The 11433-nt window shown below is 71.8% G+C and carries 12 protein-coding genes; 6 read left to right on the plus strand and 6 right to left on the minus strand.

Annotated features, from left to right (window positions below; genetic code table 11):
* Positions 1 to 7: 7 nt before the first annotated feature.
* Together FB157_RS31690 and FB157_RS31695 are read right to left on the minus strand one after the other, a co-directional pair.
* Positions 8 to 442: a hypothetical protein gene (locus tag FB157_RS31690; RefSeq protein ID WP_145884096.1), complete on the minus strand. Its 435-nt coding sequence runs from the start codon at positions 440 to 442 to the stop codon at positions 8 to 10.
* 122 nt (positions 443 to 564) lie between these two features.
* Positions 565 to 1350 (minus strand): AfsR/SARP family transcriptional regulator, encoded by a 786-nt coding sequence (locus FB157_RS31695; protein ID WP_145884097.1) that lies wholly within the window; start codon positions 1348 to 1350, stop codon positions 565 to 567.
* A gap of 409 nt (positions 1351 to 1759) precedes the next feature.
* On the opposite strand from FB157_RS31695, the gene FB157_RS31700 reads away from it, so the two are divergent.
* The 6 genes from FB157_RS31700 to fabI all read left to right on the plus strand — a co-directional run bounded on the left by FB157_RS31700 (position 1760) and on the right by fabI (position 6961).
* Positions 1760 to 2767, plus strand: coding sequence for a DUF2156 domain-containing protein (locus FB157_RS31700; RefSeq protein ID WP_145884098.1), 1008 nt, complete (start codon positions 1760 to 1762; stop codon positions 2765 to 2767).
* Between the two features lie 28 nt (positions 2768 to 2795).
* Positions 2796 to 2945: a hypothetical protein gene (locus FB157_RS47610; protein ID WP_186581782.1), complete on the plus strand. Its 150-nt coding sequence runs from the start codon at positions 2796 to 2798 to the stop codon at positions 2943 to 2945.
* A 255-nt stretch (positions 2946 to 3200) separates the two neighbouring features.
* The gene (locus FB157_RS31705) at positions 3201 to 4316 is read left to right on the plus strand and encodes an acyl-CoA desaturase (RefSeq protein WP_145884099.1); all 1116 of its coding nucleotides are present in this window, start codon (positions 3201 to 3203) and stop codon (positions 4314 to 4316) included.
* A 155-nt stretch (positions 4317 to 4471) separates the two neighbouring features.
* Positions 4472 to 5839, plus strand: a complete 1368-nt coding sequence (locus FB157_RS31710) for an MFS transporter (RefSeq protein WP_145884100.1) — start codon at positions 4472 to 4474, stop codon at positions 5837 to 5839.
* Between the two features lie 28 nt (positions 5840 to 5867).
* Complete coding sequence (gene fdxA / locus FB157_RS31715) at positions 5868 to 6197, plus strand: ferredoxin (protein WP_145884101.1); 330 nt, start codon at positions 5868 to 5870, stop codon at positions 6195 to 6197.
* On the plus strand, positions 6194 to 6961 hold the full coding sequence (fabI, locus tag FB157_RS31720) for an enoyl-ACP reductase FabI (protein ID WP_145884102.1): 768 nt from the start codon (positions 6194 to 6196) through the stop codon (positions 6959 to 6961). The genes fdxA and fabI overlap by 4 nt, the downstream gene beginning before the upstream one ends.
* Before the next feature lie 61 nt (positions 6962 to 7022).
* On the opposite strand, the gene serS is transcribed toward fabI, so the two are convergent.
* The 4 genes from serS to FB157_RS31740 form a co-directional block, all read right to left on the minus strand.
* Positions 7023 to 8300, minus strand: a complete 1278-nt coding sequence (gene serS / locus FB157_RS31725; protein WP_145884103.1) for a serine--tRNA ligase — start codon at positions 8298 to 8300, stop codon at positions 7023 to 7025.
* Positions 8293 to 9774 carry an APC family permease gene (locus FB157_RS31730; protein ID WP_145884104.1) on the minus strand — a complete coding sequence of 494 codons (1482 nt, stop codon included), beginning with the start codon at positions 9772 to 9774 and terminating at the stop codon, positions 8293 to 8295. The genes serS and FB157_RS31730 overlap by 8 nt, the downstream gene beginning before the upstream one ends.
* Positions 9775 to 9950: 176 nt before the next feature.
* Entirely contained in the window at positions 9951 to 11171 is a 1221-nt protein-coding gene (locus tag FB157_RS31735; RefSeq protein ID WP_145884105.1) for a beta-ketoacyl synthase, read from the minus strand.
* Positions 11171 to 11401, minus strand: coding sequence for a phosphopantetheine-binding protein (locus tag FB157_RS31740; protein WP_020942802.1), 231 nt, complete (start codon positions 11399 to 11401; stop codon positions 11171 to 11173). Before FB157_RS31740 ends, FB157_RS31735 begins: the two co-directional genes overlap by 1 nt.
* Between the last annotated feature and the right edge of the window lie 32 nt (positions 11402 to 11433).

Here is an 11433-nt window from a genome sequence, read left to right on the forward strand (position 1 = left end):
CGGAACGTCAGTTACCGAGCCGGCGCAGCCCGCTCGACTGGAGCGCGGCGAACGCCCCCACCACCGCTGCCTGCAGCACGGTCCACACCGTGCCGACGGTGTTCGGGCCGAACCAGCCGAACACCGCGGTGGCGACGGACGCCACCGCCCACAGCGCGTTGGCTTCGATGACCGCCTTGGTGGCGGCCGTGCTCGGCACCGGACGGCTCGCCAGCAGCGCCACGAGGCCGCCGTACACCGTGAGGAACACGCCGATGCCCCGCAGGAACCCGGCGTCGAGGCCGAGCAGATCGCCCACCGGTCCCGCGGCGAGCAGGTAGATCAGGCCGTTGGCGGCGGTCACGGCCGCGTCCAGCGCGAGGAAGGTCCGTAACGGGCGCGCCGCGGCGACACGGGTCGGCGTATGCGTCGCCGCGTGTGCCGGGGTCTGGCTCGTGGTCATGGGGCCTCCGAAGGTAGGGGGTCTGATTCCACTTGCCCGTCGAGCGTGCCAAGGCGGACTGACCGGTGACTGACGCACTGCTTACGCGGTCCGACTCGCACCTCCCTCGAGCCGGCCGGTCCTCAAGCCGGCTGCAGGCGCAGATCGCCGGTCAGCGCGGGGTCGTGGGAGAGGATCGCGCTCTCCACCCGGCGCAGGGCGGGGGATGGCTGGATGCCGAGTTCGTCGTCGAGGTGGCGGCGCATCCGGCGGAAGACGTCCAGGGCGTCGGCCTGCCGGCCCGAGCCGTACAGGGCGATCATCAGCTGCTCGCAGAAGCGTTCCCGCAAGGGGTGGTTGGTGTGCGCCTCGGTCAGCTCCGCGAGCACGGCGGCATGCCGGCCCAGCCGCAGCTCGGCGTCGAAGCGCAGCTCCATGGCCCGCATCCGGTACTCCTCGTACCGCGTACCGGCCAGCTGGCACAGCGTCCCGCCGGCGAACCCGCCGAAGACGGGTCCGCGCCACATCCCGAGCGCGTCACCCAGCAGCCGTGCGGTGCGGGCCGCGTCGTCCGGCACGGCGGACTCGGCCAGCCGCACCGCCCTGATGAACTCGGCCGCGTCCAGCTCGCCCTCGCCGATGCCGAGCCGGTATCCGGACGGGTGCATCGTCACCCGGGAGGCCGGCCGGTCCGGCTCCAGATCACGGAGCCTGCGGCGTAACCGGCTGACATGGGCCTGGAGCGCGTTGGCCTGGTTGTCGGGGACGGCGTCCCCCCACATCTCCTCGGCCAGGCTCTCCCCGGACACCGGCTGGCCCTCGCTGACCAGCAGCGTCTGCACGAGGGTGCGCTGCAGATCGCCGGAGATGTCCGCCGGGCCGAATGCGGTGAGTATCTGCAGTGCCCCGAGAATGGAGAACCTCAGCATGTCTTCCCCCTTGGTGAAAATTCCTGGCGAAGGTGTTTCTTTACGGGGTCGTGCTGCGGTGAGAGACAGGGCGGCCGAACGCGCCGCGCCCCGGCGGGCGTCTGCTTCCTGGACGGCCCGCCGGGGCGGTTGCTCCGCCGGGACGGGGGGCGGCCGGCGGTCCTGGGGGACCGGTGCCGAGCCGCCATCGGCGCAGCACCGGGTGGGAAAAGTTCGTTCCGTGCATCGACTGGTGAATTCGTGGTCACCGCGTACGGAATTCCGGTCTGCAGCCACAGTGGCACCACTCGCTGACGGAATGCTGACACGCTTCTGACGCCGGTAATGAATTCCTTGTGGCCCTTTTCCGGGGCGTCCTCTCGGTGCTGTACTCCCTTCGATGGAAAACACTCCCGAAAGGGGTACGGGAATGACCGCGACCACCACCGAAACCAGCACGGACACCCAGATTCTCGCGGCGATACGCGCCCACACGGCAAGCGAGAACCCGAGTTCGTTCCTGACGCTCAACAGCGGAAACAGTGTCTTCACCGTCCCGGACGCGGACGGTGTCGTCGTCTACCGCCGCACCGGCCGCCACGCCGTGCAGTTCGGCGGCCCCTTCGCCGCCGAGCAGGACTACGGCACCCTCCTGGAGGCCTTCCGGAAGCACGTCCGCGACGAGGGTCTCAGCCTCGTCGGCGTCCAGCTCCAGCGCGCCGACGCCGAGCGCTATGCCGGGCTCGGCTTCACCGTCAACCAGGTCGGCGCCTCCTGGGCGGTGAGCCTCCCCGAGTTCACCCTGCGCGGCACCAAGTTCATGCAGCTGCGCAACAAGATCTCCCGCGCCCACCGCAACGGCCTGCAGATCCAGGAGGTCGACGCGGCCGGCGTGCAGGACGCCATCACGGCCATCGACCAGGCCTGGCTCGGCTCCAAGGGCGGCGCCCAGCAACTGGAGTTCCTCGTCGGCCAGATCGGCGGCCCGGCCCAGGCGCACCGGCGGCTCTTCACCGGCACCATCGACGGCGCCCCGGTCGCCTACATCTCGTACTCGCCGGTCTACGGCAGCCGGGCCGGCTGGATGCACGACCTCAGCCGCCGTGTCCCCGAGGGCTCCCCGGGCCTGATGGAGGCCATCAACGCGCACGCCATCGAGGTGTTCCGGGCCGAGGGCGTCGAGTGGCTGCACTTCGGGTTCACGCCGTTCACCGGCCTGGACGCGAGCCACGAACTCGACGGCCACAGCCCCGCGTTCCAGTGGCTGATGCACGCCCTGTGGGCCGAGGGCGCGGCGCTGTACCCGGCGCAGACGCAGCTGTCGTACAAGCAGAAGTGGGCCCCCGACGTGCTGATTCCCGAGTACGTCGCCTTCGACGGGCCGCAGGCCTCGCTGCCCGGCTTCGCGCACATCTTCCGTGCCTGCAACGCCTTCTGACCTGCCATCCACCCGAGGAGACCACGACATGAGCCAGTCCACCGAGGAACTCCAGCACGCCATGGTCGAGCAGCTGATGGCCGTCATCGGGGCCCCCGACGACCAGGAGGTCGCCGAGGCCGCCGACGCGGTCGTCCGCGCCCTGGACGAGCGGCTGAACACCGGGGCGGCTGCCTGAACCCGGCACGGCACGTCCGATCAGAGGGACATCAGTGCCACATCAGCGCTCCACGGAACGCTGGACACACGTTCGCCCGGCGGTCCGGGCCCGGGAGCACCGCACTGTGCCCCCGTCGCCCGGGTCCGTCGGGCGGGCACCCCCGCCCGCGACGGTGACCGCACGCGGGAGCCTTGTCGACTCGCGGCGCCCGCAGGTCCGCGGGGCAGCGGCGCCGCCGCCCGATCCGGGCACTTCTCCCAAGGAGAGCTACGCATGCAGCGTCCGCACATACAAGAAGCCGGGGCAATCGCCGCCGGTGGAGGCGCCGGTGCCGGGCAGCGCACCGGCGCCTCGGCGACCTTCGCCGAGCTGCTCAAACGGGTCAAGGCCGAGGGCCTCCTCGACCTCGACCCCCGCTACTACGTGGGCAAGCTGGCCCTCAACACCACCCTGCTGCTGATCGGGTTCGCCGCCTTCTTCGAGCTGGGCGACTCCTGGTGGCAGCTGGTCACGGCCCTGTGGATGGGCCTGTGCGGCGGCCAGTCGGCGTTCATGTGGCACGACGCCGGCCACAAGGCGATGTTCCGCAGCAAGAAGGCCGCCTCCGCGGTCGGCTACGTCCACGCCAACCTGGTCAACGGGGTCAGCTACGGCTGGTGGGTCAACCACCACAACCGGCACCACAGCAACCCCAACCACCTCGACATGGACCCGGACATCGGCCGGCGCACCGCCATCTTCGACATCAAGCAGTACCCGAGCCGCAAGGGCACCCAGAAGTTCGTCGTGCGCTACCAGAGCGTGCTGTTCTTCGTGCTGCTGGTGCTCGAGGGCTTCAAGATGCTGAAGACCGCGGTCCTGTCGATCGTCCAGGGCAAGACCAAGCGGCCCGCCCTGGAGACCTTCCTGATCCTGCTGCGCGCCGCCGTCTACCTCGGTCTCGTCTTCACCGTCCTGTCCCCGGGCCTCGCGGTCGCCTTCATCCTGGTCCAGCACGCAGCCCTCGGCGTCTACTTCGGGATGATCTTCGCCCCGAACCACAAGGGCATGGACGTCCGCGACGGCGAGGAGGAGACCCTGGACTGGCTGGAGCGCCAGGTCCTCACCTCCCGCAACATCCGCCCCAACAAGCTGGTCGACTTCCTCTACGGCGGCCTCAACTACCAGGTCGAGCACCACCTGTTCCCGGCCATGCCGCAGAAGAACCTCGGCCGCGCCCGGGAGCTGACCATGGAGTACTGCGCCGAGCGCGGGGTGCCGTACCACGAGGTCGGGTTCTGGGCCTCGTACCGCGAGGTCGCCGCCTACCTGCACGAGGTCAGCGCACCCGTGCGACGCGGTGACGTGGAGGAGCAGCTGCGACGCCGGGCCATGGAAGAAGCGGCCTGACATCCCCCGTCCCGCTTGTTCACACCGCCACTTCCCCCACACCCCCCCCACATCCCGGCCCCCGGGCCGCACGCCCGGGCCCGCCGGTGGCCCGGGCGGTTCCTTCCCAGGAGCGACGGGGGCGTTCGCAAGGAGTCCCCAAAGGAGCCAGCCCCATGTCCCAGACCACCGCCGCGGCGGGCGGAGTCACCGCTCCCGCCCCGATCGGGGTCCGCCTGGACCGCATGCCGATCACTCCCCTGCACCGCAGACTCACCGCGGTCATCGGCGTCGGCCTGTTCTTCGACACCTTCGAGAACAACCTGTCGGGCACCATCGGCAAGGTGCTGCAGGGCGACTTCGGCTTCGGCGCCACCTCGCTCAAACTCGTCCTGGCCTCCGTGTTCGTCGGCCAGTTCATCGGTTCCCTGACGCTCGGCAGGATCGCCGACCGGTTCGGCCGGCGCCGGGCCTTCCTCGTCAACCTCGCCATCTACTCGGTGTTCTCGCTGCTCGGCGCCTTCTCCCCGAACGCCACGTGGCTGATCGTCACCCGCTTCCTCGCGGGGATCGGCATCGGCGCCGAACAGGCCCTGTCCGACTGCTACCTGGCCGACGTGCTGCCCGCGAAGAAGCGCGGCCGGTTCATCGCCTGGGCCTACACCCTCGCCTTCTGCGGAGTGCCCGCCGTGGGCTTCGCCGCGCTGTGGCTGGTGCCGCTGACCCCGCTGGGCGTGGCCGGCTGGCGCTGGCTGTTCGTGCTCGGCGCGCTGGGCTCCGCCGCGGTGTGGGTGCTGCGCCGGCAGCTGATCGAGTCCCCGCGCTGGCTGGCCGCGACCGGCCGGACGGCGGAGGCCGAGCGGCTGGTGGCCCGCATGGAGGCGGAGGCGGCGGGCCGCGGACTGCCGCTGGAGACGCCCGGGCCGGAGCCCGAGGAGGCCGTGGACCACTCCCGGCTGCGCGACGTCCTGCGCCCCGGCATGCTCCGCCGCACCCTCGTCCTCTGGCTGTTCTGTGTGCTGTCGGTCGTCGGCTACTACGGCTTCGGCACGCTCGCCCCGCAGATCGTCGCCGCCAAGGGCTACGGCGTCGTCGCCGGCCTCGGCTTCACGGCGCTGTCCTTCCTCGGCTACCCGGTGGGCTCCGCGCTCGCCCTGCCCGTCGTGGACCGCGTCGAGCGGCGAACCCTGATCGCGCTGTCGGCGGGCGCGATGGTCCTCGCCGGACTCGGCTTCGCCTACGCCGGCTCGGCCGCGCTGATCGTCACCTGCGGCTTCGCCTACACCCTGTGCAGCAACGTCTTCTCCAGCGTCTCGCACGTGTACCTGTCCGAGCAGTACCCCACCGCGATCCGGGCCACCGCCTCCGGAGCCGCCTACTCGCTGTCCAAACTCAGCGCCGCCGCACTGCCGTTCGCGCTGCTGCCGGTCCTGGAGGCGCACGGCCCGGGTGCCCTGTTCGGCGTCATCGCCGCCGCCATGGCCGTGCTCGCCGGCACCGTACTGACCCTCGGCGAGCGCACCACCGGCCGTCCCGTCCGGTGAACTCATCGACCACCAGAAGGAGTTGAGCATGGCCTACGTCATCGGACTGCCCTGCGTCGACGTCAAGGACCGCTCCTGCATCGACGAATGCCCCGTGGACTGCATCTACGAGGGGCAGCGCGCCCTGTACATCCATCCGGACGAATGCGTGGACTGCGGGGCCTGCGAACCGGTGTGCCCGGTCGACGCCATCTACTTCCAGGACGACCTGCCCGCGGAGTGGGGCGACGACCACGCGGCCTCCAACGCCGCCTTCTTCGAGGGCCTCGGCGAGCCCGGCGGCGGGAGCGCCCTCGGCCCCCAGGACCATGACTCCCCGCTGGTCAGCGCCCTGCCGAAGGGGGTGTCGGTGGCATGAGCGGCATCCTCGCCGGCAAGCGGATCCTGGTGACCGGGGTGGTCACGGACGCGTCCATCGCCTTCCACGTGGCCCGGATCGCCCAGGAGGAGGGCGCCGAGGTCCTGCTGACCGGCTTCGGCCGGCTGACCCTCATCGAGCGCTTCGCCTCCCGCCTGCCCAAGCCCGCCCCCGTCATCGAGCTGGACGTCACCGACCAGGGGCAGCTGGACACCCTCGCCGACCGCATCGGCGAGCACGTCGACTCCCTCGACGGCGTCGTCCACTCCATCGCCTACGGCCCCCAGGGCGCCTTCTCCTTCCTGGACGGCACCTGGGACGACGTGTCGACGGCCGTGCACGTGTCGGCGTACTCCCTGAAGTCCCTCACCACGGCCTGCCTGCCGCTGCTGGAACGGCGCGGCGGCTCGATCGTGGGCCTCACCTTCGACGCGACGGTCGCCTGGCCGCACTACGACTGGATGGGGGTGGCCAAGGCCGCCCTGGAGTCCACCAGCCGGTACCTGGCCCGCGACCTCGGCCCTCGCGGCGTCCGCAGCAACCTCGTCGCGGCCGGCCCGCTGCGCTCCATGGCCGCCAAGTCGATCCCCGGCTTCTCGCAGCTGGCCGACGTCTGGGAGACCGAGCGGGCCCCGGCCGGCTGGGACCTCACCGACCCGGACCCGGCCGCCCGCGCGGTCGTGGCCCTGCTGTCGGACTTCTTCCCGCGCACCACGGGCGAGGTCGTCCACGTGGACGGCGGGGTGCACATGATGGGCGCGTGAACCGCGCTGAAAGGGGCGGGAGTTGAGGATCGGACCTCAACTCCCGCCCCTTTTGTGCGCGTTACTCGGTCGCACCGCCCGGCAGGATGCGCCGGAAGCCGGTGTACGGAACCAGCGCCCCGGGCAGGACCACCGACCCGTCCTCCTGGACGCCCTGCTCCAGCAGCGCGGCGACCGTGCGGCCGATCGGGAGCGCCGAACCGTTCAGGGTGGCCGCCGGGCTCTTGCGGCCGTCGGCCCGCCTGACCCGGATGTCGGCGCGGCGGGCCTGGAAGGTGCCGCAGTCGGAGACCGAGGAGATCTCCCGGTAGGAGCCACCGCCCGGCAGCCAGACCTCGATGTCGTACGTCATCCGGGCCGAGAAGCCCATGTCGCCCGCGGGCAGCAGAACCGTACGGAAGGAGAGTTCGAGGCGGCGCAGGCACTCCTCGGCCTGGGAGACCATCAGCTCCAGCTGCTCCTGGGCCTCCTCCGGGGCGCAGACGCGCACCAGCTCCACCTTCTCGAACTGGTGCAGACGCAGGACGCCCCGGGTGTCACGGCCGTACGCCCCGGCTTCGGCGCGGAAGCAGGGGGTGCGGGCGGTGAACGCGTACGGCAGCGTCCTGGCGTCCAGGAGCTGTCCGGCCACCAGGTTGGTCAGCGGGACCTCGGCGGTCGGGATCAGGAACAGTTCGCGGTCGCCGACCTGGGTGCGGAACAGGTCCTCCTCGAACTTGGGCAGCTGCCCGGTGCCGGTCATCGTGTCGCGGCTGACCAGGAACGGCACCGACTGCTCGGTGTAGCCGTGCTCGCGGGTGTGCAGGTCGAGGAAGAAGTCGCCGAGGGCCCGCTCGAGGCGGGCTCCGGCGCCGTGCGAGACGCTGAAGCGGGCGCCGGAGAGCCTGGCCGCCGCGGGGGAGTCGAGGATGCCGAGGGCCTCGCCGATCTCCGCGTGGTGCCGGGCGCCGGCCGAGGGACGCGGGGCCGGACCGCCGCGCCGTATCTCCACGGCCTCCTTCTCCGAGTCGCCGTCCGGGACCGCGTCCAGCGGGAGGTTGGGGATGCCCAGCAGCAGCTCGGTCAGCTCGCCCGCTGCCGTGCGGGCGGCGCCCTCCGCCTGCTGCACCTCGGCGCGCAGCGCCCGGGCGGCCTCCTTCTCCGCCTCCGTGGGCGGGCCGGAGCGGCGGGCCTTGGCGGTGCGGTTCAGGTCGGTGCGCAGCCGGGTCACCTCGGCCTGTGTGGCCGAGCGGGCGTGCAGCGCGGTGCTCAGGGCGTCCAGGTCGAGCGCGTAGCGGCGGCGGGCCAGGCGCCGTACGGCGTCCGGACCGGCCTCGATCAGTTCGTGGGGATCATGCACGGCGGTCTCCTGACAGGGCGGGGGAGGCGGCGGGGGACTGCTCCGGAACGGTGCTCGCGGTGTGCCGGGCGCCGAGGAGGCGGTAGCGGGTCGGGTGGGCGGAGCGCAGGCGCGCCGCGTACAGCAGGCCGCCCAGGGCGACCAGCGGCAGCAGCCAGGGCAGTGCGGCGATGACCTTGGAAGGGGAGCCGGTGAGCATGTCGAAGTTGCCGACCACCAGCCACACCGAGGCGGCGAGGCCGGCGAAGCCCAGCAGCGGGGCGAGCAGCTCCCGCCACCAGTGCCCGCCGCCGCCCCGCAGCCGCAGCCCGAGCACGGACAGCGCGGCCAGCGCCTGCAGGGCGACGATGCCCAGGGTGCCGAGGCCGAGCATGCTGGTGGTCAGGTCGGCGTACGGGTCGAGACCGGCGACGGCGAAGCCGGCCACGACCAGCGTGGTCAGCCCGCTCTGCGCGAGGCTGGCCCGGTGCGGAGAGCGGTGCCGCGGGTGCTCGGCGGCCAGGCCGTGCGGCAGCAGACCGTCCTCGGCGAGCACCTGGGCGTAGCGGTTGGCGGCGCTGTGCAGGGCCAGCGTCGCCGCGAACAGGCTGGTGCAGAGCAGGATCTGGAGCCCGGTGCTGCCCGCCCTGCCGAGGAAGTCGTCACCGAGGACGAAGAACAGGTCGCCCATCTGCTTGCCCGCGACCTCGCGCACCTTGTCGCTGCCGACCGCGCCGACGGCCAGCCAGCTGGTGAGGGCGTAGAAACCGGCGATCAGGACGACGGCCGCGTAGGTGGCCCGGGGCACGCTGCGCCGCGGGTCCTTCGCCTCCTTGCCGTAGAGGGCGGCCGACTCGAAGCCGATGAAGGAGACGAACGCGAACATCAGCGAGACACCGGCGCCGTGCCCGGCCGCCACGTGCGGGGAGAACGAGGCGGCGGGCAGCGCGTGCAGACCGTGCCGGGCCAGGATCGCCACATCGAGGGCGGCCAGCACGCCGATCTCGCCGAGCATCAGCAGGGCCAGCACCCGGGCGCTGAGCGCGATCTCCCGGTAGCCGAGCACGGCCGTCAGCACCAGCCCGACGGCCGCGCACCACTCCCAGGACACCGCCATCCCGTGGGCGGCGAACACCAGGTGCGTGAAGTACCCGAGCGCACCCGCCAGCCCGATGGTCGCGCAGTTGTACGACAGCAGAGCCACGTACCCGGTGGCCACCGCCGGCGGCCGGCCGAGCCCGTCGGCGACGGAGGCGTAGAACCCACCCGAGCCTCCGGTGCGGCGCGCGCTGACCGCGTACCCGACCGAGAAGCACAGCAGGGTGACCCCGGCGAACAGGAAGGCGGCCGGCACACCGGCTCCGTCACCGAAGGCGAAGGCGAGGGGGACGGTGCCGACCATGGCGGAGAGCGGGGCCGCGGCGGCGACGATCAGAAACAGGATGTGTCCGGTGCCGAGCCGACCGGACCGGGGTGGGGAACCGCTGGTGGACATGGTGAACTCCAGAGCAGGGGAGAGGGACGGAAGGAGAAAAGGGGGACAGCCGCCCGCAGTGGTTCTCCGCGGGCGGCTGTGGAAGCGCCCGAAGGGGCGCGGGGCCGTGTCGGTATGCGGCTCCGCCGCGCGGGCGCGACCAGCCACGATCGGCCCGCACCCGCCGAACGGCCGAACTAGGCGGGTGCGATGGCGAGCGCAGTGTTCTGCCCACCGAACCCCAGCGAATTGCTCAACGCCAGGTCGATCGGCATCTCGGTTGCCGTCTGGACCAACTTGACCTCGATCCGGGGATCGGGCATGACCAGGTTGGCGGTCGGCGGAATCAACTCGTGCTCCACGCTGAGCACAGCGAACGCGGCCTCGACCGCGCCGGCGGCACCCAGCAGATGACCGGTGACTCCCTTCGTGGAGGTGACCAACGGATCCCCGCGCAGGGTCCGCTGGATCATCCGGGCCTCGGACAGATCGTTGAGCGGTGTCGACGTACCGTGCGCGTTGACGTGCTGGACGTCGTCCGGATCGGCGCCCGCGTCGGCGAGAGCCGCCCGCACCGCCGCCTCGATCCCCACACCGTCGGGATGCGGCGACGTCATGTGGTGCGCGTCGGCGGTCGCGCCGTACCCGATGATCCGGCCGTGGATGTGCGCACCGCGGGCGCGGGCGTCCGCGACACGCTCCATCACGAGGATCCCCGCGCCCTCACCGGCGACGAAGCCGTCGCGGTCCACGTCGAACGGGCGCGATGCGGCCGCCGGATCGTCGTGCCGCTTGGAGAGCGCGCCCATCTGCGCGAACCCGGCCATGACCAGTGGGGTGATCATGGCCTCGCTGCCGCCCGCCAGCACGATGTCGCACCGGCCGAGCGCCAGCAGGTCACGGGCGGTCCCGATGGCGGTCGCGCCCGAGGCGCAGGCGGTGGCCACCACCAGGTTGGGTCCGGTCGCCCCGAACTCGATGGCCGTCTGACCGGCCAGCATGTTCGGCAGCTGCATGGGCAGCAGGAGCGGCGACACCCGGGCCGCGCCGTGCTCGCGCAGCACATGGTGCTGTTCCTCGACCGTGCCCGGACCGCCGTCGGCGCAGCCCAGCACGACGCCCACGCGCGCGCCGTCCCAGGTCTGCGGGTCGAGGCCCGCGTCGGCCACCGCCTCGTGCGCGGCGACCAGCGCGAACTGGACGAACCTGTCGAGGCGGTGGGCCCGCCGCGCACTCAGCAGTGTCTCGGGGTCGAAGTCCGGCACCCGGCAGGAGATCTGTACAGGGTTGTCCGCCAGCACTGGATCGAGGGCGGCGGCCGGCCTGCCGTCGCAGACCGCCGCCCAGCTCGGCCCGACCCCGATACCGCCCGGGGTGACCAGGCCGAGCCCGGTGACGGCGATGTCCATCCCGGCCATCAGACCTTCGCGCTCCGCTCCTCCATGAGCCGGACCATGTCGCCCACGGTCTCGGCCTCCAGGAGGTCGTCGTCGCTGATGTCCAGGTCCAGCTCGGACTTCAGCAGCAGCGACAGCTCCACCACGGCCAGCGAGTCCAGCTCGATGTCCTCCCGGGTGGCCTCCGGAGTGATCGACTCGGGCGACACCTTGAGCTTGTTGGACAGGATTTCCTTGAGCTGCTCCAGCATGTCGGTTCCTTTCGAAGGTGTACGCGCCCCGC

Origin of the sequence: Streptomyces sp. BK340 (assembly GCF_007827595.1) — a bacterium.
GTDB lineage: Bacteria > Actinomycetota > Actinomycetes > Streptomycetales > Streptomycetaceae > Streptomyces.